Here is a 24,891-nt window from a genome sequence, read left to right on the forward strand (position 1 = left end):
TTGGCTCACTGAGTGACTGAGCGGTTGCGACCGGAGCAGGAATTCCGGAATGCAGCGCAGCCCCCCCCTTGCGATCTCCTGGCCGGCGGCACGTTTGCCGCGGCCAGCTAAAATCTCGCACGGGCGTTGACGGCTGCCACGGATTGGCGACCTCGACGCGTTGTCTTTGCACGGCTCCCTCGTGCGATCTCCGCCGCTCACCATCGAAGCACACATGAAAAACACGTTGATGACCACGCACCTGCGCCTGGTCGGCATGGCAGCGCTATGGGGCGCGTCGTGGTCCTGGGGCAAGGTCGTCGCCCAGTCGATGGCCCCGCTGGCCGCGGCCAGCCTCCGATTCCTGTTGGCCAGTGTGGCGTTGGTCTTGTGGATGCATCGCGCTTCGGCGCTGCGGGGCCTGAAGTCGCTGTCCCGCAATCAATGGCTTGGCCTGGCCGCGGCTGCCCTGACGGGTGTCTTCGGCTACTCCAGCTTTTTCATGTTGAGCCTGCAACTGGTGCCCGCCGGCAAGGCCGCTATCGTGGTGACCCTGAATCCAGGCGCGACTCTGCTGCTGGCCGCGATTCTGTTCCGCGAGCACCTCAATCCCGCCATCCTGGCCGGCATGGTCCTGTCGGCCGTAGGCGCGTATATCGCCATTGGCGGCGGTGGCTCGCAGACTGGCACTGGGGTGGGCATCGGTGAACTGCTGTTGCTTGGCTGTGTGGCATGCTGGGTGGCCTATACGTTGATCGGCCGACTGGTGCTCAAGGGTGTGGACGCCTTGACCACGACAACAGTCACCACTGTTATCGGCGCGCTCATGCTGCTGCTGACCAGCCTGATCGTAGAGGGTACGCCCGCCTGGGAAAAACTGGGGCAGGCGCCCGCCAGCGCCTGGGGCAGCCTGCTGGCCTTGGCGTTCGGCGCCACCGCGATCGCTTACGCGTGGTATTTCGAAGGGGTCAAGGCGCTGGGCGCCGGGGCGGCTTCCGGCTACATCACGCTGGTGCCCGTCTTCGGCGTGCTGTTCTCGAGCCTCTGGCTGGGCGAGGCCACGCCTGCGAACCTGTTCATCGGCGCCGCGCTTGCCATCTCGGGCATGACGCTGATGCACGTCGGGCGGCGTCGCGCCGAGGCGCGGCAACGCCGATAGCCCGCCAAATGGAGTGGGCGCCCTTGAGGTTCCCGCCTTTGCGGCGAACCGGGACTTGTCTTTGATTCAGGAAACTTGCATGACCATGACCGCCGAACAGTTTCACCAACGCATATGGGAGATCCTGGATCCCGTGGATTCCGAGTATTTCGAGGTTGTGGCCGCGCCCGCGCCCGACGCGGAAGCGATCGCCCGCCTTGAGGCTGCCGTCGGTTTCCCCTTGCCGGCGGCGTTTGCGGCCTTCTGCCAGCGCACCAACGGTTTGTGCGTGATGGCGCGCGAGGAAGTCTGGCCGCATGCGAAAGAGTTCGAGGTAGGGCCGGCCTGGACCTTCTGGCGAGGCTTGGTGCTGTTGGGCATCGACGCTCCGGAACTACCTGAATGGGCCAGCATATCGGCCCAGCAGCGCCAGCTCGCCGAGGCGGGCTTGCACGGCGTCCTGCCCCTGCTGAAGATCGTGGGTGATGGCAGCCGGATCTGGGGCGTGGATCAGGAGGGGACAGTCGTCGTGATCGATGACTTGACCGATTCGGAGCCGCTGAGCGGTGATCTCACGGACCTCTATGCGGAGCAGATCGCTGATCTGATGCAGCGCCAGCAGGACATGACGCAGCGACTGGCCGAACGGGCGACGCGAGGATGACTGCGCCCGTGCAAGTCACGGAAGAACCCCTTTCCGAGGAGGACATGCTGCTGCTGCGCCGCGGCCGCAGTGGCAGATCGCTGACGGCGGTGTTCGCTGGTTTGATGTTCTTGCTGCTGGCGAGCAGCGCGTGGATGTGGCTCTGCCGTTCTGGAACGAGATCACGAGGGACACCCGCGACGGGGCGCGGCCCATGGCTGCCGCGGCGCTGACGGATCTGCCGGTTCGCCTGCATCTGCTGACGCTGCTCCCCGACGCGCCGCCCGTACTGCTGCGGGCCGAATACCCGACGAGCGCGCAGGCCTGGAATTCGGTCGAGGAAGTCAGCGATGCCGACCGCGGGGCCGTGCGCAAGGAAGAACTGGGCGTGCGTAAGTTCTTCTATGCGCTCGCCCTGTTGCCGCTGGCCGGCAGCCTGTTCCTGGGGCCCTTGATCCCGCTGGCCGGCTTCTTCGTGCTGATGGGGCTCGTCCTGGGCATGCGCAGTCCCAGGTTGAAGCGTGCTCGCTACAAGCATGGGGTGCGCGGCCTGGTCGAGGAAGCCGTGACGTATCGCGTGCGCACGACCAACTCGGGCGCGTCCACGCTGGTTCACAACTATCGCATCGGAGGCGCGATGTACCGGGTCGAGCACTTCGGGCAGGCAGCCTCGCCGGGGCAGCGCGTCGAGTTCGAGTATCTGGACGGGACGGGCTTCATGGGGCCGAGCCCCCTGTTCTTCCGGATCGAAGACCAGCCGACCATGACGTTATGAGCGTGCTGCCAGCGGCCAGCCGTCAGCAGGTAAATGCGCAGCCTTGCGATGTGGCGGCCAAAGGCGCGCCCAGGTTCCTGCGAGCGCGCATGCACACGAACTGAGACCTCCCCGATAGCCGCGAGGTCTCCATTACTGCGCTTTTTTCTCCTTCTCCGCCTTCTCTTTTTTCTCGCCGTCGTAATGCGACTTAATGGCGAGGAACATGCCCGTACCCAACACGAGGAGCTTGAACGTACCGAAGATTACAGGGACCCAAAAATTCATCATTTCCTCAAAACGCTGCTTCAGCAGCTTCATTCACTACTCGTGGGCCCGGCAAAGACAAACGAACGATAGCCGTGGGGGGCCACGAAAAGCATCAGCCCGATTTCGGCGAGTGTGAGATCACATAGCTCGATTCCACCTTGCGCGCCGGGACCGAAGACGAGGTTTGGCAGTGAGAAATTGCGCGCCATACCCCTGCAGACGGGCAGATTCTACCGCCAAGGCCCATACAAATTGTTGAATCTCCAGGGCCTACTTTGCGTCCCGGGCACGGCGCTTGCTAACTGATCCGCATGCTCCGTATCACCATTGCCTTTCGTCAATTCCCATGACTGATCTGCCTGGTTCGGTTTCCTTATTGGAATCTCCCTTGCATGCGCTGAAATTGCTTCTGGCCCGGGTGCGCGAGCCGAGCAATCCCGGCCTCGCGCTGCGCATGCTGGTGGACCATGATCTTGACCAGTTGCCTCTACCGGGCCAGGGCGACACCCTGGGCCGCTGGCAGGCATTGGCCTGCGTGGCATCGGTGGATCTCAGCCTGGCCAAGCTATTCGAGGGACACACCGATGCGCTGGCGATCCTGGCGGAGCTATCCGTTCCCGCGCCGTCCCGTACTGTGCCCTCCATGGCCGCGTCGGCGATCCCCGACGTCGCGCATGACCATCGGCTATGGGGCGTCTGGTGCGCGGAGCCCCCGGATCACCGCGTAACCATTCTGTCCATGCCAGACGGCTCGGCCACGTTGAGTGGAGTCAAGGCGTGGTGCTCAGGCGCGGCGTCGCTGAGCCATGCCGTGGTAAGCGGTTGGAACGCCGACGGCGAATCCTGCCTGGCGGCCGTGGCCCTGGATCAAGCGGGCGTGACGATCACGAATCAGGGCTGGCACGCCGTTGGCATGCGGGCCTCGGGGAGCGTGGACGTGATCTTCGACAAGGCCGTCGGCGTCGCGGTCGGTCCGCCGGGTGCCTATCTTCGTCGGCCGGGCTTTCTGCATGGAGGGGCGGGGGTCGCTGCCTGCTGGTACGGTGGTTTGAACCACGTCGCCGATGCACTACGCGCAGCACTGTCGCCGGCGTTCTCTGCCGGATCGTGCGACGCCCATCGACTGGCGCACCTGGGCGCCGTGGACGTCGCCATGGTTCAGGCGCGCGCGGCGTTGCGCGACGCCGCCGGCCACATTGATGCGCATCCGCAAGACGATTGCGCACTGGCCTGCGCGCGCGCCCGGCTCGCCGTGGAGTCGGCCGCATCGCAAGTTCTGGAGCGCGCATCGCGGGCTCTTGGGGCAGGGCCGCTCTGCCGCGACGCGGCGTTTGCGCAGCTGATGGCCGACCTGCCGGTATTCATTCGACAAAGCCACGCGGAGCGTGACCAGGCAGCGCACGGCGCGGTCGTTCTCAGACAGGACACGTCATGGGCGCTATGAGCGAGCACTTCGAGCGGCTCTACCGTGCGCAAGCCGATCCCTGGCACGTGAGGACCGCTTGGTATGAGCGGCGCAAGCGCGCGCTGCTTCTGGCCATGCTGGGCCGCGAAACCTATCTGCATGCCTTCGAGCCCGGATGTGGCGCGGGTGACTTGACGCGAATTCTGGCGCGGCGTTGCTCACGCCTCTGCGCGGTGGACGTGTCCATCGCCGCCATAGGCCATTGCCGCGGGCGTCTGGCGGCGGATGGCATCAGCAATGTGGACATCATGGTCCTGGACCTGCCCCGCCATTGGCCGCCGGCGCCGCCCGGGGGGTTCGATTTGATCATCGTGTCAGAGCTGGCGTACTACCTGGACGACGCGGCGTTGGCGCAGTTTCTCAGCGCACTCGATGCGACCCTGGCGCACGGCGGCGAGCTCGTTGCCTGCCATTGGCGGCAGGCATTTCATGACCGGCTCCAGTCGACCGATGCCCTGCACGAGGCCATGGCGGCGCTGCCGGGGCTAGCGCTGCAATCCCACCATCTGGAGGCCGAGTTCCGCATGGATCTCTGGCGCAGGCAAGCGGAGGAAACGAGCCATGATCGGAATCTGCATCCCGGCGCATGACGAAGAAGACTGCATCGCCGCCTGCCTGCGCGCCGCCACGCGCGCGGCCAGGCATCCCAGTCTGCATGCGGAAGCGGTGCGCATTGTGGTGGTGCTGGATCATTGCGCGGATCGAACGGCCGCGCTGTCGGCCGCCTGGCCCGTGCACTGCCTCAGCATCCGGGCACGCAATGTGGGCGCCGCTCGGGCGGCGGGCGCGCAGCACTTGCTGAATGCGGGCGCTCGCTGGCTGGCGTTCACCGACGCCGACACCCGCGTGTCCGCTGGCTGGCTGGTGGCGCAGCTGTCCTTGGGGGCCGAGGTGGTGTGCGGCACGGTGGGAGTGTCGGGATGGGGCGCGCATGGCGCGCACGCCTCGTCAGCCCGCAAGCGGTTCGCGCAGCGCTATCAGGATCGCGACGGCCATCGCCATGTGCATGGCGCGAACCTGGGAATCGAGGCTGATGCGTATCGGCGCATCGGCGGCTTTGCGGCGCTTGCGTGCAGCGAAGACCAGGCGCTGGTCGACAGGCTCGAGCAAGACGGGGCGCGCATCGCGTGGTCCTGCTTGCCGCGAGTGATCACCAGCGCGCGTCCTTACTCGCGGGTGGAGGGCGGATTTGCCAGCGCCTTGCGCGAGGGCTGGGCGTCGCCGCCCTAGCATGCAGGCGGCACAAAAATTGCTGCGCAGCGGCGGCACGGCATTTGCTGAATGGAGTCGGCATGCCAAGGCATGGCAGTCACTACGGCAGCGCAACCCGGCCCGCCCGCTGCCGTCTTTCAGGGGGCCACTCACCGGGAGCCAACATGGCAATACTGAACGATCTCACCGTAGCGATACTTGCCGTCGATGGCTTCGAGCAAGTGGAATTGACCGGCCCACGCCATAGTTTGCAAACCGAGGGGATTCGCACCGTCTTGGTGTCAGCGCGTACCGACCCCATTCTGGGCATGCATCACGACAAGCCTGGCGACCGCTTTCCCGTGGACCTGACATTTTTGCAGGCGGCTACCGAACCCGGGGCTTTCGACGCGCTATTGCTCCCCGGTGGTGTGGTTAACGCCGACGAAATCCGCATGCATCCCAAGGCCCAGGAATTGGTACGGGCAATGTTCGACGCCGGCAAGCCCGTGGCCGTGATCTGCCATGGCGCCTGGCTGTTGATTTCGTCAGGCGTGGTAGAGGGCCGCACACTCACCAGCTGGCCGTCGTTGCAGGATGATCTGCGCAATGCCGGGGCGCGGTGGGTGGACGAGGAGGTCGTCGTGGACGGTATGCTCATCTCCAGCCGCAAGCCCGACGATATTCCTGCCTTCAGCCGCGCATTCATTGATGTGCTGCGCGCCATTTAGGAGCCCCAGCGGCGTTACACCTGCGGACTGCGCCTGTTCCGTGGCGTGCGAGACCGCAGACGTCGGACCGATGCTCTCGGTATGATTGCGCTTGTTGCCGCTTGCTCGGCACCCATTCCCGAGGAAGTCGATGCGCAATTGGCTCAAGCATGGTTAGCAACGAAGGGATCCAGGCGTCGGTCTATACCCGATGGCACCAATTATCGGTGCCGTTGGCCTTCGCCCTGGCTGCGGGCGGTTTCATGCTGGTGGTGTTCAACCGCGGGCCGCTCGGCCTGGCGGCCGTGCTGGCGGTGCTGGGGTTGCTTTTGCCGCCCCTGGTGGCGTTCAGAGGCTTTCCAACGCGCAATGTCGTGAAGGTGACGCCCGAGGGGCTGGAGTTTTCGCGCCGCGCTCCGGTCCTTTACGCCCAGTTGTCCAGTTGGGGCACGGACGATTATCTCAAGCTGGTCCGCCCCGGGCTGCCGACCTTACTGGTCAGCGCGGTCGATCTGCCCAGGCGTGAACGTCTGTTGCGCGAGTTCGAGCACGCGTTGGCGGCGTGGCAAAAACGCCAGCCGGCCGGTACGCTGGTGGCGCGCCGCAAGCATTTCTATGGCTCCACGGGCGGACGTCTGGTGGGCTTGCTGATTACCATTCTGGGGACGGGCTCGGCGATCATGGCGCTTGGCTTGCGTGAGACATCCCTGTCGCTCGCCGTCGTCGGCGGGCTGGGGGCGTTGTTTGGATTAACCATGCTGTTTGGCCGGCGGGACTGAGAGCCCCTTGCTGGCGCAGAGTAAAATTCGCGCCCCATGCGCTACTCCGACTTCGACCAACGCCTCGCCGCTCTCGGCGCCCTGCCTGTCCATCGTGGCCGCATCGTGCGCGTCTGGCTGAAAGGGCAAGCCCTCGACGCCGGCACGCGACGGCGGAGCTCCGAGAACTTTCTGCCCCTGGCGCTGCGCGAAGCCGTGCCCGCCCTGACGGCGGAACTGGACGGCCTGGCGCGCGTCCGGTCAGAACACGCGGGCAACGATGGCTCGCGCCTGCTGGTCGAACTGGCCGACGGGCAGATGGTGGAAAGCGTGCTGTTGCCGCGCGACGGACTCTGTGTCTCCACCCAGGTCGGCTGCGCGGTCGGCTGCCGCTTTTGCATGACCGGCAAGAGTGGCCTGATCCGCCAGGTCACGAGCATGGAGATCCTTGCCCAAGTGGTGCTGGCGCGGCGGCTGCGCGCGGTCAAGAAAGTCGTCTTCATGGGCATGGGCGAACCGGCGCACAACCTCGACAACGTGCTTGAGGCCATCGACCTGCTCGGCACCGAAGGCAATATCGGCCACAAGAATCTCGTTTTCTCGACCGTGGGTGACATGCGCGTGTTCGAAGCCCTGCCGCGACAACGCGTCAAGCCCGCACTGGCGCTGTCGCTGCACACGACCAAAGCCGCCCTGCGCGAACACCTGCTGCCGCGCGCGCCGAAAATCCGGCCGGAAGAACTCATTGAACTCGGCGAGAAGTACGCTCGCGACACCGACTATCCGATCCAGTATCAATGGACGCTGCTCAAGGGCATCAACGACGGCGATGACGAACTCGATGCTGTTGTGCATCTGCTCAAGGGCAAGTATGGCGTGCTCAATGTCATCCCCTTCAATAGTCTCGAAGGGGATGACTACCAGCGCCCCGATTCCGAGAGAATCCGCGAGATCGTCCGCTATTTGCAGAGCCGTGGCGTGCTGACCAAGGTAAGGAACAGCGCGGGGCAGGATGTGGACGGCGGTTGTGGCCAGTTGCGCGCGCGCGCCGTTGGCGCAGCGCGGGAAGAACGCGTCACGAGCCTTGCTTCAGTTCCGATCCTGGTACTTGCAGGTGGGCAAGAAAAGCCCGGCCGGCGGCAGTAAGAGACTCCTCCAGGTAGACAACCTCCAGACTCGTATCGAGCAACTTACTGCGGTCGCTTATCGGCACTGCGATCACGTCTTTCCGGGCGGAGCGTGCGGCGGTCGCGGGCACCAGGGCCACTCCGAGCTTTCCGGCGACTAGTGCGATGATGGTGTGGATATGGGCTGCTTCCTGGACGATCTGTGGCTGGAATCCCGCTTCAAGGCACGCTCCGGTGATGCGCTGGTGAAACGCGGGAACACGGGTAGTCGAGAAAGATACGAATCGCTCATTCTTGAGCGCTTCCAGGCGGATTGCTTTGCGAGAGGCAAGCATATGCCCGCGAGGCAGCAGGGCCACGAGGCGGTCGCGTGCAACCTGAAAGTGCGTGCTTGCGGCGGGATATGGCACGGGCGGCGTCAATACCCCCAAGTCGACCTTGCCTTCGTCCACCATCGAAGCGACTTCGATCGAGACGCCCTCGACCAACCGGAGTCGTATTCCGGGGTGAGACGACGAAAAGCGGGCCAACACCGCTGGCAACAGGTCAACCATCGCCGAGGTGATGAATCCGATTCTTACCTCTCCCAGTTCCCCTTGCCCGACCGCGCGAGCCATTTCGAAGGCGCGGATGCCATGCGCGATCAGCTTTTCCGCCTCGGCCTTGAGCACGTTCCCCGCAGCGGTGAGCTGCACGCCCAACGCCGAACGCGCGAATAGCTGGGTTCCCACGGTTTGCTCCAACTGCCGCATGGCTACGCTCAGCGGAGGCTGCGACATCTGCAACATCTCTGCCGCCTTGCGCAGGCTCCCGTACTCGGAAACCGCCAAGAACTGACGCAGAACGCGTAGATCCGGGATTGCGGAAGGTATATGTTTCATGTATCGCTTTGATGTTGAACGATATTGGACGCGATGATCCCACCCGCGTAAATTTCTTGCAAGCACGACGGCGGCGCCCTGACGCTGCGAAGCCTTGTGCGACTCAGGCGGGCAAGCACGTATTCACGAAGGTTTCCCCGACTCTTGAAGGGTTGCTGTCAATTCATATGGAGCCATACATGCGCTTCGCTTCCATCGCTTTGTCTGCATTTTTCGCTCTCTCCGCGCCGACCGCGTTCGCGCAGAGCGAAGCCTATCCGGCCAAGGCTATCCGTATCGTCGTGGCGACGCCTCCCGGGTCCACGCCTGATGTGGGCGGACGCCTCGTGGTGGCGCGCCTTGCGGCCGAACTGAAACAGTCCGTGGTTGTTGAGAATCGGCCTGGAGTCAATGGCTTGCTGGCAGCGCGCGAAGTGCTCCGGAGTGCGCGCGACGGATATACGTTGCTGCTTGCTCCGTCCAGCACCATGGCGGTCAGCCCCCACGTCCATCCCAAGCAAGCCGGGTCGCTGCCGGCCGATTTTCTGGCGGTCAGCCAGATCTACCGGACCGATTTCAGCTTGATCGTCAGTGCCAAATCGGGCCTGGGCACCGTGTCTGACCTTATATCCGCAGCGAAAAACAAGCCTGGGAAGCTGGTCGGCGCGTTTGCTTCGGTGGGTAGCGCATCGCATGTATCGCTGGAGCTTTTCAAGCAGATGGCCGGCGTCGATATCTACGCCGTGCCTTTCAATGGCAGCCCCGCCGCAGCCCTGGGCGTCGCTGCTGGCGACGCGGACATTCTTTTCGAAAGCGTTCCATCGACGGAGCCCGTGGTGTCCTCCGGGAAGGCGCGACGTATTGCCATGACGGGCGCCGAACGCTTTGCGTTGACGCCGTCCATACCGACAGTGGGTGAAAGCGGGCTGCCAGGCTATGTGGTGACGACCTGGGCCGGACTGTTCGCGCCCAAGGGCGTGCCGCCAGACCGGATTCAACGCATATCTGCGTCGATCGAAAGGGTTTTTCAGGACGCGGCAGTCGTGCAGCAGATGGCGGCTTCCTCGTTCCTGCCAGGCGAGCCCTCCGCCACGCGATTTCAGGCGCTTTGGCAGGCGGACTCGGAAGCTTGGAGAAAGGTAGTGGCGGCCTCGCCAGAGTTACAGCAGGAGAGCGAATAATGGATTTGGGAATTGATGGCAAGACCGCGCTGGTCATGGGTGCCGGCGGCGGCCTGGGTAGCGCCATAGGTAAAGCGCTGGCGCGCGAAGGGTGTCGGGTGATCCTGGCTGATCTCGACCTTGCGTCAGCCGAGCGGGCCGCTGCGGCAATCGCGCACACAGGCGGCGTCGCCCATCCGGTGGCGTGGGACCTTTCGGATGTGGGGGCCGTCGAAGGCAAGTTGGCTCAACTGAAGAAGGACATCGGCCCGATAGACATCCTGGTGAACAATTCCGGCGGACCCAGGCCCGGCCTGACCAGCGACATCACCGAAGATGAATGGCGGGGATATTTTGACTCGATGGTGCTGTCATTGATGAGGCTGACCCGGCTCGTCGTCCCGGACATGCAGGCGCGACGTTGGGGACGGGTGATCACGTCCACGTCGTCCGGCGTGGTTACGCCGATACCGGGTCTTGCGGCCTCCAATTCCTTGCGGCTTGCGTTGGTGGGTTGGTCGAAATCGCTTGCGCAGGAAGTGGCTAAGGACGGGGTAACGGTCAATGTGGCAATCCCGGGCCGGATAGCCACGCCAAGAATAGCCATGCTTGACCAGTCTCGGGCCAAAGCGGCCGGACTGACCCCCGAGGCGGTGGCCGCCAACAGCACATCGACAATTCCGGCCGGTCGTTACGGGGAGCCGGACGAGTACGCCAACGCCGTAGTGTTTCTTGCCAGCCGATGCGCGTCCTACATCACGGGAACGTCGCTGCGCGTGGATGGCGGACTGATTCCTGTCATTTGAAGGAGAGCAAGCATGACTATCGATGCACAAACGCGACGCGAGGTGCGCGCGCGATATCTGAAGGTTGACACCGCCAATGTGGCTGACGTCATGGATACCATGGGCCTGATGGACCAAAGTCTGGCCCCGGAATTCCGGCAGTACACCGGCCAGGACAGGCTGGCTGGATGGGCGTTTACCATCCGCGGCCAGATGGTTCCCGGCCCGCTGGGCGGAGACGAACACAAAATGCAGGCCTGCCAGCAGGTATCGGAAGACGAAGTAACCGTCTGGAGCGGCGATGGCAAAGGCGTTTGCTACTTCGGGGAATTGATCGCTCTGGGCATGCGGGAGCGGGGAGCGGTGGGCGCCTTGATCGACGGTGGAATCCGCGACATCCATTGGCTGGACAAAATGAACTTTCCAATCTTCGCCAAGTACCGGACCCCGACGCAATCCATCGGCCGCTGGCGCGTTACCGGATTCCGCGAGACCGTTTACCTGGCAGGCGCCACCAGCCTGCTCGTACCCATCAGCCCCGGCGACTTCATTCTTGCCGATGCCGACGGCGCCATCGTTATTCCCGCACAGCATGTGCAGGAAGTGTTGGTCGAGGCCGAACGGCTGACCGCGCAGGAAGTCCGGCTACGCGCCGAGCTAGGCAAAGGCCTTACGCTGTCGGACGCCCTCGCCAAGTATGGACATGTCTGAGCTTGCGTTGCCATGCCGGGATGGGAGCAAGCCTCCCATGTCGCCGCCGCCGACCGCAGCCACGGCGGTCGCGGAGCTTCCAACCACGACCGTGACCGCCGTATCGCTTTTCGCGTTCATCGCGCCAGCGGAATCGATCGCGTCGTCCTTTGGCGTGCGCAGCGAACGTGGCGTCGTGCTGATCAAGATCGAGGATTCCTCCGGATCCTGCGGTTGGGGCGAAGTGTGGGCCGGCATGCCGGCCTCGGGCGCCTTGCATCGGTTTAACCTTCTTCGCGAGTTTGCCGCTCCGGCGCTGGTGGGAACCACGTTTCAAAACGTGCAGCGGGCGGTCGCCCAACTGCACCGAGTGCTCCTGCCGATCGTTCGCCTGGCGGGCGAGCGGGGGCCCGTCGCCCAGATTCTGGGGGGCATAGACACGGCGCTGTGGGATCTCCAGGCAAGACGCTTGGGGTTGCCCCTTTATCGCGTGCTGGGCGGTACGCAAGCCCGCATGCGGTGCTACGCAAGCGGGCTGGCTCCCGATACATCGCCCGCTCGACTGGATATCCTTCGCCAGGCGGGATTCATGGCGTTCAAGTTCAAGGCAGGTTTCGACGACGCCAAAACCATCCCATTGTTGCTGAGGCAGCAGCGCGGGCTGCATCCAACGGAATCAATCATGCTCGATGCAAATTGCGGCTGGGACCTTGCCGCAGCCAAGCGGGCTTTGGCGCAACTGGAGGACGGTGATTTCGCCTGGATCGAGGAGCCGTTGGGGCCGGAGCGTCCTGCCGCCGAATGGCAGGCGCTCAAGGCCATGACGCGGCTTCCGGTTGCCGCTGGCGAGAACCTCGCCGCTGCCGACGAATTCGCCGAGGCCATGTCCTGGCTCGACATCATCCAACCTGACGTCGCGAAATGGGGCGGAGTCAGCGGAGTCCATGAAGTCGGGCTGCGGGCCGTCGCTTCGAACAAGCAGTTCTGCCCCCATTCGTTCGGAACCCACATCGCCGCCATTGCATCGGCGCATGTGCTCGCCGCTGCGGGTGGAGCATTCCTGGAGTTGGACGTCAACCACAATCCGCTTCGATCCACATCCACCTATGGTGGATGGATCAGCAACGGCTTTCTCTCGCTACCCGAATCGCCCGGCTTGGGGTTTGAGGTGGATCTGCACGGCATCGAAACCTATTGCCGCGCTTCCTGTACCGTCAGGGACAAGACATGAAGCGTTGTTCCATTACCCGGCAAGCTGGGAAATCACCCGCCCACCGAATCGTTCTACGATAGGCGAACGCAACACTTCCGTACGAAAATCATGCCTTTTTCCAAGCCCACCGTCCTGCTCGCCTGCGATTTCTCTGAGCGCTTTAAATCCCTGCTCGGCAAACACTACAACGTGGTGGGGCCTCTGCCATACTCCAGCCCCGAGGCTTTGCCAGTAGGCGCGGCCGGTGTGAGCGCCCTCATAACGAAAGGCGGTCTGAAGACGGATCGTGCATTGATCGAGGCACTCCCGGAACTTGGCATCGTTTCTTTCTTCGGAACCGGGTTCGAAGGCATCGACCTGGAGGCTGCGGCCCGGCGCCGGCTGGCCGTCACGCACAGCCCTGGCGCAAATGCATCCAGCGTGGCGGACTTCGCCATGGGATTGGCGCTGGCCGCCACGCGCAACATCGTCGCGGCGGATCGTTACGTGCGGGAAGGCCGCTGGGCCGGCAATAGCCTGGTCAGCATGCCCGCCGTGCAGGGACTGACTGGCGCGCGGTTCGGCATCTATGGCCTGGGTGCGATCGGCCGAAAGCTTGCCTTGCGGGCATCGGCTTTCGAGATGGAGGTCGCCTACCACAGCCGTACCCCCAAGTCGGACACGCCATATTCCTATAAGGCAAGTGTCAGGGAGTTGGCGGAATGGTCAGACATCCTCGTCATTGCCGCCCGGGCCGACTCATCCAATCGCCATGTCGTCGACGCTTCCGTTCTTGCTGCGCTTGGCCCGCGCGGACACGTTATTAACGTGGCGCGAGGTTCCTTGATTGACTCCGATGCGCTGGCCGAAGCGTTGGAACAGGGCACGATAGCCGGCGCCGCGCTCGATGTTTTCGAGAACGAACCAAACGTGCCTGAGCGGCTGCTTCACGCACCCAATGTGATTCTGTCGCCACATATCGCCTTCGCGTCCACCAGCGCCCGAGACGCTCAGGAAGATATGGTGCTTGCCAATCTGGAGGCGTTCTACGCGGGCCGGCCAGTGCCAAATCCGATCGACCGCTCCTGACGCAAGCATTTATCGGCACCGCCGGACAGCCTGGGCGGCCATTGGCCGCGCGCAGCCTAGTGCCGGACGCCCATCTGGCCGACTGCCAGGCCGAGGCTAGGGGGCGCCGGTCGCGGAATATAGGCTGGCTCCGGGATGGGGGGCACGAGCAGTCAAGATCGTACCCGAGACCGATTCCGTGCAGAACAGCGTCCGCCCGTCGTCTCCGCCAAAGGCGAGGTTGGTGGTCGACATGCCGAGCGAGCTGCGCCAGATGTTCAGGGGCTCGGCACGGTGGTTGAGCAGCCACACGTAGCCCAGCCCGGGGTTGCACACCAGCAGATTGCCTTCGCGGTCGACGGCCAGGCCGTCCGGCCCGCTGGGGCCGTAGGAGGTGAAGAACTGGCTGACCTTGCTCACGCTGCCGTCGGACATCAGTGGTACGCGCCAGACGCAATTGCCGCGCGTTACCGCCAGGTACAGAACCTTGCCGTCCGGCGACAGGGCCACGCCATTGGGGCTGGGCACATTGTGGAGCAGGCAGTCGAGCTGGCCATCGGGCCGCAAGCGATACACCCGGCCTGTAGGGTCGTGCAGGCCGCTCTGGCCCTGGTCGGTGAAGTACAGATTGCCCTGGGCGTCGAAAACCAGGTCGTTTACGCCCTTGAACCTCTCGCTGTTGCGACGGGCCAGGTAAGGGGTCACCCGGCCGCTCGCGACGTCCAGTGCCATCAACCCGTTCTTGTAATCCGTGATGAGAATCCTGCCGTCGTCCAGAAACTTCATCCCGTTGGGCTCGCCGTCGTACTCGGCAACGAGCGACCATTCGCGATCCGGGCTGACACGAAACACGCGGCCCCAGGGGATGTCGGTCACGTAGAGATTCCCCTGCCGGTCGAACACGGGGCCTTCCAGAAAGGAATCGACGGGCACGCCGCCGCGGTTGGCGTCCGCCCAATCGCTGCGTTCGGGACGGCGGAAGCGATCGGGCATGGGCGACCAGACATCGAATTGCGCCACTGCGGGCGCATGCAGAAAGAACATGGCGTCTCCTACCTATTTGGCGTCGTAGCCGATGTTGCGGGCCACGTCGCCCCACATCGCGCCGCTGGCGGCCAGGATGCGGCCGAACTCGGCGGCATCGGCCGCCCGCGGTTCCGCGCCCATCTTGGTGGCGAAGGATTGCATTTCTTCCGAGCTCATGGCCTTGGCGACTTCGCGCTGCAGGCGCTCCGTGACTTCCGCGGGGGTGCCCTTGGGCGCCCACAGGCCCGTCCAGTTGACCACGCCGAAGTCCTTCACGCCAGCCTCGGCGAAGGTCGGCACTTCAGGCAGCACCGCCAGGCGCTTGTCGCCGGTGACGGCCAGCAGGCGCAACTGCCCGCCCTGCACCGGACCCATGACGCCCGTGGTCGAAGCGAACTGGAAGTCGATCACCTTGCCCAGCACTGCCTGCGTGGCCTCGGCCGCGCCTTTGAACGGCACGTGCATGAACTTCACGTTCGTAGCCAGGGCAAGGCCTTCCGCGGCGAAATGGGGAGTGGTGCCGGGGCCGCCGGATCCATAGGTGATCGTGTCTGGCTTGGCCCGCGCCTGGGCGATCAGGTCGTCCAGTTTGCGATAGGGACTGTCTTTCGATACGGCCAGCGCCATCGGAGCGAAAACGAAGGCGGAGATGGGCTGCAAGTCCTTTGCCGGGTCGAAGGGCAGTTGCTTGAAGATGTGGGGCAGCAGCGGATAGGTCGTGTCGTTCGCCAGCAGTGTGTAGCCGTCGGGCGCGGCGCGGGCGACCTGGCTCACGCCGATCGTGCCGGTGGCGCCGGGCTTGTTCTCCACGATGAAGCTCTGGCCGGTCTGCGTCGACAACATCTGCGCCATCTTGCGCGTTGCCACGTCGACCGCGCCGCCCGGGCCATAGGGGACCACCACGCGCACTGGGCGGCTGGGCCAGGCGTCGGCGGCGCGGGCAGCGCCGCAGGCAAGCAGGGGCAGGACGGCAGCCAGCGCCAGCGCGGCGCGCCGGACAGCGGGCAAGGTTCGAACACGGTAGGTCATTTGTCTTCCTCTATTGTTGTGCCAGGATGGACAGCTTGATTGCATGGCCGGTCCCCGTATGCCCGGGGACGCGGCTGGACGCCGCGTCATTCCTTGTGGATGCCGGCTTCGGCGAGGATGTGGGCGGCGCGTTCCATCTGCTCGTCCAGGAAGGCCTGGAATTCGGTGGCCGTCGAGCCGACCGGCTCGGCGCCCAGTTCCTGCAGGCTATGGCGCAGCGCGGGGTCCTGCAGCGTGGCGCGCAATTCCTGTTCGATGCGTGCCGCCACATCGGCCGGCAGGCCGGCGGGCGCCAACACACCGTTCCATTCGTACACCGAGTACTGCGGCACGCCGCTATCGGCCACGGTGGGGAGGTCGGGCAGGGCGTCCACGCGCTTGGGCGAGGTTACGGCCAGCGCACGCAGCTTGCCGCTCTTGACCAGAGGGTAGGACGCCGCCATGTTGCTGAACATCATGTCGATCTGCCCGCCCATCAGGTCGGTCAGCGCCGGCGCGCCGCCTTTGTAGGGAACATGCGTGAGTTCCAGCTTGTTGCCTTGCGCGTACCAGGCCGCGGCGATGTGCTGCGCCGTGCCTTGGCCCGGCGTGCCATAGGTCAGGTGGCCCTTGCGCGCGGCATCGGTCAAGTCTTCGATGCGCTGGTATGGCGCCTGGGCCCGCACCACCAGCAGATTCGGCGTCAGGCTGACCAGCGACACAGGCTGGAAGTCGCGGCGGCTGTCGTAGCTGAGCTTCTTGTAAAGCGACGGGTTGATGGCGAACGCGGTAGCGTCGTAAAGAAGCGTGTAGCCATCGGCAGCGGCATGCGCCACGCTGGCCGCTCCAATAGTGCCGCTGGCGCCGGGCTTGTTCTCGACCACCACGGTCTGGCCCAGTCGCGCGCCCAGTTTTTGCGCCACCAGGCGGGCCTGGGCGTCGGCGGCGCCACCGGCGGAGTAGGGGACGACCAGCTTGAGCGGACGGTCGGGGTATTGGGCGGCGGCTGCGCCGGCGCAGAACGCCAGCACGGCGGGCAGGATGCGGATGCTTTTCACGAAGTGTCTCCTCGTCGGGAAGGCGCGCAGCCTGTGCCGGCCGCTACGCCCGATGGGTTAAGGGGGGGAATCAGACGGTGGCGATGGGGGTGGCGGGCGACCCGACCGCGCCGGGGAGCCGCAGCGGCGGCGCGGTCAGCAGGAAGCGGTGGCGCCAGTGCGCGCGCAACCAGCGCGCCAGGGGTGTCAGCCACCAGAGCTCGCCCAGGTGGATGCCGTTTTTGAACAGGCAGTGCTCGTGCAAAGGCAGGCGCGGGCGACGAAGCGGGGTGACGGCGCCGCTCAGGTCGACCGGCCGTACCAGCTCCACCGCGGGGTTATCGGCGATGAGGCAGGCGAGGCGCGAGTCCACGATCCACTGCAATAGCCGCTCGTCATGGCCGTCCAGGCCGCTGCCCGTGGCATGCAGCCGTGCCACATCGGGCTTACGGTTCATCGCCATCAGCGTGTCGCCGAAGCCGGTGTGCAGGCAAACCATGTCGCCCGCTTCGATCTGCACGCCATCCGTATCCAGGATCCGCATCAAGGCCTCATAGCCGACGGCGGTCCGCGTGCGGCCGACGTGGGCCTCCAGGTCGATCAGCACGGCTCGGCCCTGCACCCCGTGCTCGGCCAACTGCTCGATGCCCAGCGCGCCAGCGACAGGGCCGGGAAAGCGGGCCCAGTCCGCCGGTGCTAGCGCGTCTTCGTCCGCTGCGCGAATTTCGGCGCCGGCGCGAAAGCCGTTGTAGAACACCGCTTCGGCCTCGCCGTCGCCGTCGGCATCGAAACGGCTGCCCATGTGCGCCAGGCTGTCCCATTGGGTCGAGTATTGTGTGTTCATGAGCAGCACGTCGTCGCACACCACGTCGGTGAGCAGCGGGTCTTCGGACGCATACGACCAGCAAAAGCCCTGGACTCCGGCGCTCGGGCCGTCGCGCAGCGTGGCGTAGCGCTGCGGAGGCAGGCGCCGCGGGTTCAGCGCCATGCCGCCCGGAACATCCAGCGGCAGCGACAGGCAGAACGTCAGCCCCTCCCGTACCTCGGCGACGCCTTGCAGGACCTTGGCGCGATCCACCAGGTTCATGCGGCCGCGTTGATCGTCTGGGCCGAATTCGCCCCAGTTGCTGCCGGCCGGCGCGTGTTTCCATCGTTGCGTCATGACGGGTCTCCTCAGGCCTGCGCCTTGTCGCGGGCCAGCACCTCCAGCACGTTGCGCGCCGCCGCCACGCCCATGTTGACGTAGGCCGCGCTGGTCACGCCGCCGATGTGGGGGCTCAGGACGATGCGCGGCTCCTGCTGGAAGGGATGGTCGGCCGTCATGGGCTCGACGGCGAAACTGTCCAGCCCCGCGGCCTGGACGTGGCCCGAGCGCACCGCCTGCAACAGCGCTTCCTCGTCGACCAGGCCGCCACGCGCCGTGTTCACCAGGATCACGCCGGGCCTGCATTGCGCCAGCGTCGACGCATTGACCATGCCGTGATTGTCGTCGGTAAGCGGGCAGTGCAGCGACACCACGTCGGATTCGCGCCAGATGGCGTCCAGCGGCACGCTTTCGATGTAGTCGGGCAGGTTTTTCGCATACGGATCAAATCCGATCACCCGCATATTCATCCCGTGAACCATGGCGGCCATGCGCTGGCCGATGGCGCCCAGGCCGATCAGGCCGATGGTCTTGCCGCCCAGCTCCAGGCTTTTGTGGGTGGACTTGTCCCAGTGGCCGGCACGCATGCGCGTGTCCAGTCCCACGACCGATTTGGCGCAGGCCAGGAGCAGCGCCAGGGCTTGTTCCGCGACGGCGGCAGCGTTCACGCCCACCGCGGCGACGACCTGGATGCCGCGTTGGGCGGCCGCCGCCTTGTCGATGGTGTCGGTGCCGCTGCCGTGCTTGGAGATCACGCGCAATGCGGGGGCGGCGTCCATCGCGGCCGCTCCCACCTTGCCGTAACGCACGATGATGGCGACGGGGTTCTGCTCGCGGCACAGCGTCGCGACGCCTTCCTCTGTAGGGGTCTTGCCGGCGAAGACCAGTTCAAAGTCCTGCAACAGCGCCAGCGCCTGCGGCGCCAGGTCTGCCGCGGTCACAACAATCACGGGCTTGTCCGTGGCGGCAGCGTTCACAGCGATTCCCCTTCCTTCAGGACGCCGGCGGCGCGCAGGGCCGCGTCAAGCCACTTGGCTTCGGTGTCGCCCGTCTGAATGGCGGCGATGCGAGCGGCTTCGTCGCGCACTTTCTTCTCGGCGGCGGGCAGCAGTCCTTCGAGTTTTTCGCGTTCGACCACCACCACGCCGTCGGCGTCGCCGATGACGAAGTCGCCGGGATGGACGGTTACGCCGCCGACCGACACGGGGTGGCCTATGCGGCCGGGCACGTTCTTGGTCGGGCCGTTGGGATTGGTGCCGGCGGCGAACACCGGATAGTCCATTTCGATGATCTCGACCGTGTCGCGGGCGGCGCCGTCCATCACCACGCCGGCGATGCCCAGCTTGCGGCAGGCGTTCATCATGATGGTGCCCATCAGGGCCGAGCTGAGGTCACCCTTGCCGTCGATGACGAGCACGTCGCCAGGCTTAGCCAGGGAAATCGCAGCGTGAATCATGAGGTTGTCGCCCGGGCGCACTTCGACCGTCAGCGCCGTGCCGGCCACCTTCATGCCGGGATGCAGGGGGCGGATGCGGCCATTGAGCGCGCCGCGCCGGCCGGCCACGTCGGCAAGGATAGCGGGTTGCAGTTCCGCGGCGCGCCGCACGACGTCGGCGCCTACGCGGGGGAAGTCCTTGATGATGTCCTGATTGGCCATGAGTGTTTCCTGTTTGGAGTAGAAAAACGATGAAGTCAGGCCGGCTTGGTGCCAGCGTTGCGGATGAGCCAAGCGCACGCGCCGACCGGCACTGCAATGGCCGGCTGCGCGCTGCTGCTGGATTGGAGATGGCGGGCCTGCATGGCCGATCACTCGACCTTTGCGCCCGAGTCTTGGACGATCTTTCCCCAGCGGATGCGGTCGTCATGGATCAGCTTGGCGAATTCCTCCGGCGTGCTGGTCAGCACGCGCGCGCCCTGCTCCTGGTACTTCACGCCCAGCTCCTTCGTCTGCAGCGCCTTGTTGAACTCGGCATTCAGGCGCTGCACGATGTCTTTGGGAGTGCCGGCGGGCGCCGCCAGGCCGAACCACGTCACCGCTTCGAAGCCGGGAAAGCCACGTTCGGCGATGGTGGGGACGTCAGGCATGTCCGGCACGCGCTGCGCCGAGGTCACGGCCAGCGCCCGCATCTTGCCGTTGCGCACGTGGCCGATGAGCGTGGGCACGGACGACAGGTACATATCGATCTGGCCGCCGATCAGGTCGTTGGAAGCCTGCGCAGCGCCCTTGTAGGGAATATGGGTGAGCTTGATGCCGGCCGCGTTCTGCAGTTGCACCGCGGCCAGATGCGCCACCGTCCCGTTGCCCGAACTCGCGAAGTTCAGGACGCCGGGCTTGGCTTTCGCCGCAGCGATCATGTCGTCGAATGACTTCAGCGGCGAATTGGCCGGCACCACGATCACGAGCGGCGCATCGGCGATCAGACCGATGGCGCTCAGGTCCTTTTCGGGGTCATAGGGCAGCTTGGCATAAAGGGTGGGATTGATCGCCAGGTTGCTGGTTTGGCCCAGGACCAGCGAATAGCCGTCCGGCGCTGACTTGGCCACCGCATCCACGCCGATGTTGCCGCCCGATCCAGGCCGATTTTCCGTAACGATGTTCCAGCCGGTGTTGGCCGCCACCCTGATCGCGGCTTCCCGCGCCAGTACGTCGGTGCCGCCGCCAGGAGGAAAGGGGACGATCAGCCGGATGGGTTTGTCGGGGTAGTTCTGGGCTGCGCTCAGCCCGCTGACGCACACCAGGGCCAGGCCCGCCAGCACACGCGCGATCTGCTTCATTGTTTGTCTCCATATCTGTTTTTGGTGAAAGCATTGTCGATCCGTGTTCCACGGAATACAATGCAAGTCCGTAGAGTGAAACATGTTGCGCACCATGAACGATTCAATAGAAGTTGAGGCCGATACTTCCGCGGCTGAAGAAGGCGTCGTAGCGGTGCGCCGCGCGATGAGCATCCTGGCGGCGTTCGGAGTGGACGACACTCATTTGTCGCTCGCCGAACTGAGCCGGCGTACCGGCTGTCACCGTTCCACCGTGCTCCGCCTGGCGCGCACGCTGGCCATGGACGACTACCTGGCCCAACGCGCTGACGGAACCTGGCGGCTCGCCCGCGCCGCTGGCTGGCTGGGCGCTTGCTACCAGGCCACTTTCAACGTCGTGGAAGTCGTGCAGCCGGTGCTACGCGAACTGTCGGCAGCCACCGGGGAGAGCGCCACGTTCTACGTGCGAGAGGGCAAGCAACGCATCTGCATGGCGCGCGTCGAAGGACCTAAATCGATCCGGCACCACGTGCGTGTGGGCGCGGCTTTGCCTTTGGAACTGGGCAGCCCAGGGCGGGTGCTGCTGGCTTTTTCGGGGGAACCGGGTGAGCCCTATGAATCGGTGCGTCGCGCTGGCTATATGTTGTCCTTGGGCGAGCGCGACGCCGAAGTGTCCAGCATCTCGGCGCCCGTGTACGGCATCAACTGGACGCTGCAAGGAGCGATCTGCATTTCGGGCCCGATTTCGCGCCTGAGCGAAAGCGTGTTGCTCGAACTGAAGGAGCCTGTCCTGGCCGCCGCGAGTCGCTTGTCTCGCTCGATGATGGGCGCACGACAGGGGCAGGGCGCGTAACTCTGCATCAAAGCAGCCGATATCCGGCAGTAAGCGTTCGGATTCGGCTTGAAACCCGCCCCGGCATCCCTGACACGATAGACTCACCGTTTTCCCAGTCCGATGCGTGTCGACCATGCTCTCCGAAACGAACGTCCGACCAGCCTCTTGTAAAGACATCGATCTGATCATCGCGCTGGATCCGATCGCCAGGCGGGAACAGGGCAGGAGGACGTTTATCACCAATGCGGTGGCTGCTCGCCAATGCTGGGTCGCGGTAGAAGCCGAGGATGCTTCGGCGCTGATCGGTTACGGGGTATTGAACCGGTCCTTTTTCGAGAACGACTTCATCCCGCTGATCGTCGTGAAGGTTTCGGCACGACGCCGCGGGGTGGCTACCGCAATCCTGCGAGCGCTGGAGGCGCAATCGCGAGGGAAGCTGTTTACGTCAACAAATACTTCGAACATGGCAATGCGCCGATTGCTCAAGCGCGTGGGCTTTGTCGAAAGCGGTCAGATCGAAAATCTGGATGACAACGACCCCGAACTTGTGTTTGTGAAGCTTTGCTGCACTTCGACGATGCGCTAAACCCCCAGCCCATCCTGCGCGATCCTAGTCCGGATCCGTCCGTCGCAAGGTGTCCAGGAAATGCAGCGCCGCTGCCGACAACGAGCGCTGCTTCTTGAGCAATATGCCGATCTCCCTAGATGCGACGGGCGAATGCAGGGCCAAACTGCATAGGCGCGTGGCATCCATCAGGCGCAGAGCCAACTGCGGCACGGCCGCGATGCCTACACCGGCGGCTACCATCGCGCCCACCACCGAAATATTGTCGGCCACGTAGTTCATCTCCGGCATCCGCCCCGAGGCGGCAAGAATCCTGTCGGTAACCTGGCGAATGCTGCTGGCCGGACCGCTCGCGATGTAGGGACGGTCCGCGAAAACACTCCAGTCCACGCGCTTTTTCCGCGCCAGCGGATCGTCGACGGGGCAGATCAACACGAATTTTTCTTGCAGCAGCGCAGAGAAGGTCACGCTGGCCGGCTGGTCGGGCACTTCAATCGATATGCCGATGTCGGCGGTGCCTTCCGACACGGCCTGCGTGATCTGGCGCGCGGAGACGGCGTGGATATTGAGCCGCACCTGGGGATGCGACTTCTGGAAGGCTCGCGCCGCCGCGGGCAGCAAGGCGGAGGCTACCGAGGGCAGCGCCCAGACGTTGATGCTGCCGCGACGTCCCGCAATGAACTCTGACAGATCGCTGAGGGAGTCGCGGAACTCCGACAGCATGCGCATCGCAATGGGCATCAGTTCCGCGCCGGCTGCGGTAAGCGCGACGCCGTGCTTGTCGCGGTCGAACAGCCGGGCGCCAAGCTTTTGCTCCGCGGCCTGCACGCGGCGGCTCAGGGCCGGCTGCGAGATATGAGCGCGTTCGGCGGCCATGCGGAAGTTGAGCGTCTCCGCCACCAACAGCACGGCTTCCAATTCGGAAATGGTCAGGGTCATCGCGTAGGTAATGCGTATGAGTTATCACCAAGATATAAATATATCAATTTCCAGATCAGGAAACTCGCACCATACTGGGCTGGACCGTAAGGACGGAGACAGACATGAATGAACCGCGCAAGCGGCTGCGCATCGGCGTTGGCGCCGGCATGGCCGATGACCGCATCGGCCCCGCCATGCCATTGCTGGAAGACTGCGATATCGACTATCTGGTGTGCGAGTGCCTGGCCGAGCGGACGATCGCGCGCGAAACGCTGTCGCGCAAGCACGATGGGGCTCACGGCTATAACCCGATGCTGCAGGCGCGCATGCGTGCCTTTCTGCCCGCGTGCCGGGAAAAAGGCGTGAGGCTGGTGTCCAACATGGGCGCGGCCAATCCGGCCGGCGCCGCGCAGGCCGCGCTGGACATCGGCCACGACATGGGGTGGGGCGACCTGAAATGCGCCGCCATCGTCGGCGACGACGTCGCTGACCGAGTGCGCCAGCACCCAGAACTACGATTGATGGACCGCGACCTGCCGCTGGAAGCGATCCTGCCGCAGCTTGCCTCCGCGAACGCGTATCTGGGCGCCGATGTCGTCCGCGATGCGTTGGCCACCGGTGCGCAAGTTGTGATGACTGGCCGAGTCGCCGATCCCTCGTTGTTCCTGGGCGTGGCCCTGCATCACCACGGTTGGGACTACGACGACCTGCCCAGGCTGGCGGCCGGTACCATCATGGGCCACCTGCTGGAATGCTCTGCCCAGATCACCGGCGGCTACTTCGCCGACCCCGGCAAGAAGGACGTTCCGCGATTGGCCGAGCTGGCGTATCCCTATGCCGACCTTTATAGCGACGGCGAGCTTTACATAGGCAAGCCTTCCGGCTCTGGCGGCCGCCTGGACCGCATGACCTGTGCCGAGCAGGCTCTGTACGAAATTCACGACCCGAGAGCCTATGTCACGCCGGATTGCGTACTGAATCTGGACGGCCTGCATTTCGATGAGCGGAGCGCCGATCGGGTGGCGGTGCGCGGCATTCACGCCGCGCCACGTACCGACAGCTATAAGGTCGTGGTCGGTTACTTCGACGGCTGGATAGGCACGGGAGAAGTCGCCTACGCGGGCGTGAACGCCATTGCCCGGGCCCGGCTGGCGGCCGACACCGTGAAGGAACGGTTCCGTCTCGATGGCGGCGTGGCCAGCGAAATCCAGGTTGACTTGATCGGCATCAGCAGCTTGCATGGCGACCACGCGCAAGCGCTGGCCAGCCATCCCTACGAGGTGCGGCTGCGGGTCGCGGCGCGCTGCCCCGACAGAAAGAGCGCCCACCTGCTCGGCGACCATGTGCGGCAGCTGAATATGCAGGGACCCTATGGCGCAGGCGGCCCGGTCAACCTGGGGGCGAAGGAGATTATCGCCGTGGATTCCTTGCTGATCCCGCGCGATTGGGTCACCCCGGAAGTGATTACCTTGGGAGCTCGACCATGAGCATTCTGGTTTACGACCTGGCGCATGCGCGTGCTGGCGACAAGGGCAATACCTCGAGCATCGCCGTCATTGCCTACGACGACGAAGGTTGGCGGGTGCTGCGCCAGGCGCTTACCGCCGAACGCGTCGAACAGGCTTTCGCGCACCTGGGGGCAGGGAAGGTGCGTCGTTACGAGGTGGAGAGCTTGAAAGCGCTGAACTTCGTTATTCCGAACGTGCTGTCCGGCGGGGTCACGCGCTCACTGCGCCTGGATCCGCACGGCAAGTCGCTCAGCTCGCTGATGCTGGGAATCGAGCTTTCGGCCGATCAACCGCAATCCTGAA

28 protein-coding genes are annotated in these 24,891 nt (G+C 64.7%); 18 read left to right on the top strand and 10 right to left on the bottom strand.

All coding sequences use genetic code 11. The features are described 5' to 3' along the window. Positions 1-214 precede the first annotated feature (214 nt). The 3 genes from VCS63_RS18020 to VCS63_RS18030 all read left to right on the top strand — a co-directional run bounded on the left by VCS63_RS18020 (position 215) and on the right by VCS63_RS18030 (position 2,535). Positions 215-1,138 (top strand): DMT family transporter, encoded by a 924-nt coding sequence (locus VCS63_RS18020; protein WP_323880583.1) that lies wholly within the window; start codon positions 215-217, stop codon positions 1,136-1,138. Between the two features lie 79 nt (positions 1,139-1,217). Continuing rightward, positions 1,218-1,781: an SMI1/KNR4 family protein gene (locus VCS63_RS18025; RefSeq protein WP_175199590.1), complete on the top strand. Its 564-nt coding sequence runs from the start codon at positions 1,218-1,220 to the stop codon at positions 1,779-1,781. 130 nt (positions 1,782-1,911) lie between these two features. Further along, positions 1,912-2,535 (top strand): hypothetical protein, encoded by a 624-nt coding sequence (locus VCS63_RS18030; protein WP_323880585.1) that lies wholly within the window; start codon positions 1,912-1,914, stop codon positions 2,533-2,535. 132 nt (positions 2,536-2,667) lie between these two features. Here the strand turns inward: VCS63_RS18030 and VCS63_RS18035 are convergent, their stop codons facing one another. Beyond that, positions 2,668-2,835, bottom strand: coding sequence for a hypothetical protein (locus VCS63_RS18035; RefSeq protein ID WP_164793032.1), 168 nt, complete (start codon positions 2,833-2,835; stop codon positions 2,668-2,670). Between the two features lie 337 nt (positions 2,836-3,172). On the opposite strand from VCS63_RS18035, the gene VCS63_RS18040 reads away from it, so the two are divergent. The 6 genes from VCS63_RS18040 to VCS63_RS18065 all read left to right on the top strand — a co-directional run bounded on the left by VCS63_RS18040 (position 3,173) and on the right by VCS63_RS18065 (position 8,054). Beyond that, positions 3,173-4,228 (top strand): acyl-CoA dehydrogenase, encoded by a 1,056-nt coding sequence (locus VCS63_RS18040; protein ID WP_416373255.1) that lies wholly within the window; start codon positions 3,173-3,175, stop codon positions 4,226-4,228. Continuing rightward, entirely contained in the window at positions 4,216-4,839 is a 624-nt protein-coding gene (locus tag VCS63_RS18045; protein ID WP_323880587.1) for a class I SAM-dependent methyltransferase, read from the top strand. The genes VCS63_RS18040 and VCS63_RS18045 overlap by 13 nt, the downstream gene beginning before the upstream one ends. Next, on the top strand, positions 4,811-5,479 hold the full coding sequence (locus VCS63_RS18050; protein ID WP_323880589.1) for a glycosyltransferase: 669 nt from the start codon (positions 4,811-4,813) through the stop codon (positions 5,477-5,479). Before VCS63_RS18045 ends, VCS63_RS18050 begins: the two co-directional genes overlap by 29 nt. A 146-nt stretch (positions 5,480-5,625) precedes the next feature. Next, the gene (locus tag VCS63_RS18055; RefSeq protein ID WP_112966284.1) at positions 5,626-6,171 is read left to right on the top strand and encodes a type 1 glutamine amidotransferase domain-containing protein; all 546 of its coding nucleotides are present in this window, start codon (positions 5,626-5,628) and stop codon (positions 6,169-6,171) included. A 149-nt stretch (positions 6,172-6,320) separates the two neighbouring features. Beyond that, positions 6,321-6,929 (top strand): hypothetical protein, encoded by a 609-nt coding sequence (locus tag VCS63_RS18060; RefSeq protein WP_323880592.1) that lies wholly within the window; start codon positions 6,321-6,323, stop codon positions 6,927-6,929. Between the two features lie 36 nt (positions 6,930-6,965). Next, entirely contained in the window at positions 6,966-8,054 is a 1,089-nt protein-coding gene (locus VCS63_RS18065; RefSeq protein ID WP_104653795.1) for an RNA methyltransferase, read from the top strand. Here the strand turns inward: VCS63_RS18065 and VCS63_RS18070 are convergent. After that, on the bottom strand, positions 7,984-8,916 hold the full coding sequence (locus VCS63_RS18070) for a LysR family transcriptional regulator (protein WP_323880594.1): 933 nt from the start codon (positions 8,914-8,916) through the stop codon (positions 7,984-7,986). The two genes, VCS63_RS18065 and VCS63_RS18070, sit on opposite strands and share 71 nt — an antisense overlap. A 179-nt stretch (positions 8,917-9,095) precedes the next feature. On the opposite strand from VCS63_RS18070, the gene VCS63_RS18075 reads away from it, so the two are divergent. The 5 genes from VCS63_RS18075 (at position 9,096) to VCS63_RS18095 (ending at position 13,811) form a co-directional block, all read left to right on the top strand. After that, entirely contained in the window at positions 9,096-10,076 is a 981-nt protein-coding gene (locus VCS63_RS18075; protein WP_323880595.1) for a tripartite tricarboxylate transporter substrate binding protein, read from the top strand. Continuing rightward, positions 10,076-10,861 (top strand): SDR family oxidoreductase, encoded by a 786-nt coding sequence (locus VCS63_RS18080; protein WP_149063812.1) that lies wholly within the window; start codon positions 10,076-10,078, stop codon positions 10,859-10,861. Before VCS63_RS18075 ends, VCS63_RS18080 begins: the two co-directional genes overlap by 1 nt. Before the next feature lie 12 nt (positions 10,862-10,873). Then, positions 10,874-11,551, top strand: coding sequence for an RraA family protein (locus tag VCS63_RS18085; protein ID WP_104653792.1), 678 nt, complete (start codon positions 10,874-10,876; stop codon positions 11,549-11,551). Positions 11,552-11,588: 37 nt separating this feature from the next. Continuing rightward, positions 11,589-12,761, top strand: coding sequence for a mandelate racemase/muconate lactonizing enzyme family protein (locus VCS63_RS18090; protein ID WP_190278622.1), 1,173 nt, complete (start codon positions 11,589-11,591; stop codon positions 12,759-12,761). Positions 12,762-12,851: 90 nt separating this feature from the next. Next, positions 12,852-13,811 carry a 2-hydroxyacid dehydrogenase gene (locus VCS63_RS18095; protein WP_323880597.1) on the top strand — a complete coding sequence of 320 codons (960 nt, stop codon included), beginning with the start codon at positions 12,852-12,854 and terminating at the stop codon, positions 13,809-13,811. Between the two features lie 96 nt (positions 13,812-13,907). On the opposite strand, the gene VCS63_RS18100 is transcribed toward VCS63_RS18095, so the two are convergent. From VCS63_RS18100 to VCS63_RS18130, 7 genes are all read right to left on the bottom strand, one after another. Further along, complete coding sequence (locus VCS63_RS18100; RefSeq protein WP_301881899.1) at positions 13,908-14,834, bottom strand: SMP-30/gluconolactonase/LRE family protein; 927 nt, start codon at positions 14,832-14,834, stop codon at positions 13,908-13,910. Between the two features lie 12 nt (positions 14,835-14,846). Further along, entirely contained in the window at positions 14,847-15,845 is a 999-nt protein-coding gene (locus VCS63_RS18105; protein WP_301881903.1) for a Bug family tripartite tricarboxylate transporter substrate binding protein, read from the bottom strand. An 86-nt stretch (positions 15,846-15,931) separates the two neighbouring features. Beyond that, positions 15,932-16,882, bottom strand: coding sequence for a Bug family tripartite tricarboxylate transporter substrate binding protein (locus VCS63_RS18110; RefSeq protein ID WP_112966267.1), 951 nt, complete (start codon positions 16,880-16,882; stop codon positions 15,932-15,934). A gap of 70 nt (positions 16,883-16,952) precedes the next feature. Next, the gene (locus VCS63_RS18115; RefSeq protein ID WP_323880599.1) at positions 16,953-18,023 is read right to left on the bottom strand and encodes a cyclase family protein; all 1,071 of its coding nucleotides are present in this window, start codon (positions 18,021-18,023) and stop codon (positions 16,953-16,955) included. Between the two features lie 11 nt (positions 18,024-18,034). Next, positions 18,035-18,982 (bottom strand): NAD(P)-dependent oxidoreductase, encoded by a 948-nt coding sequence (locus VCS63_RS18120; RefSeq protein WP_323880601.1) that lies wholly within the window; start codon positions 18,980-18,982, stop codon positions 18,035-18,037. After that, complete coding sequence (locus tag VCS63_RS18125) at positions 18,979-19,662, bottom strand: RraA family protein (protein WP_042795072.1); 684 nt, start codon at positions 19,660-19,662, stop codon at positions 18,979-18,981. The genes VCS63_RS18120 and VCS63_RS18125 overlap by 4 nt, the downstream gene beginning before the upstream one ends. 149 nt (positions 19,663-19,811) lie before the next feature. After that, positions 19,812-20,780, bottom strand: a complete 969-nt coding sequence (locus VCS63_RS18130; RefSeq protein WP_042795071.1) for a Bug family tripartite tricarboxylate transporter substrate binding protein — start codon at positions 20,778-20,780, stop codon at positions 19,812-19,814. 82 nt (positions 20,781-20,862) lie between these two features. On the opposite strand from VCS63_RS18130, the gene VCS63_RS18135 reads away from it, so the two are divergent. Together VCS63_RS18135 and VCS63_RS18140 are read left to right on the top strand one after the other, a co-directional pair. Further along, entirely contained in the window at positions 20,863-21,612 is a 750-nt protein-coding gene (locus tag VCS63_RS18135) for an IclR family transcriptional regulator (RefSeq protein WP_238913976.1), read from the top strand. 115 nt (positions 21,613-21,727) lie between these two features. Beyond that, positions 21,728-22,180: a GNAT family N-acetyltransferase gene (locus VCS63_RS18140; protein WP_112966263.1), complete on the top strand. Its 453-nt coding sequence runs from the start codon at positions 21,728-21,730 to the stop codon at positions 22,178-22,180. 24 nt (positions 22,181-22,204) lie between these two features. On the opposite strand, the gene VCS63_RS18145 is transcribed toward VCS63_RS18140, so the two are convergent. Then, on the bottom strand, positions 22,205-23,098 hold the full coding sequence (locus VCS63_RS18145) for a LysR family transcriptional regulator (RefSeq protein ID WP_042795069.1): 894 nt from the start codon (positions 23,096-23,098) through the stop codon (positions 22,205-22,207). Positions 23,099-23,202: 104 nt separating this feature from the next. Between VCS63_RS18145 and VCS63_RS18150 the strand changes: the two genes are divergently transcribed. Both VCS63_RS18150 and VCS63_RS18155 read left to right on the top strand, forming a co-directional pair. Further along, the gene (locus tag VCS63_RS18150; RefSeq protein ID WP_042795068.1) at positions 23,203-24,567 is read left to right on the top strand and encodes an acyclic terpene utilization AtuA family protein; all 1,365 of its coding nucleotides are present in this window, start codon (positions 23,203-23,205) and stop codon (positions 24,565-24,567) included. Then, entirely contained in the window at positions 24,564-24,890 is a 327-nt protein-coding gene (locus VCS63_RS18155; RefSeq protein WP_042795067.1) for a hypothetical protein, read from the top strand. Before VCS63_RS18150 ends, VCS63_RS18155 begins: the two co-directional genes overlap by 4 nt. Position 24,891 lies beyond the last annotated feature (1 nt).

The sequence above is a fragment of the Achromobacter sp. D10 genome, from assembly GCF_035282245.1.
Lineage (GTDB): Bacteria > Pseudomonadota > Gammaproteobacteria > Burkholderiales > Burkholderiaceae_B > Achromobacter > Achromobacter insolitus.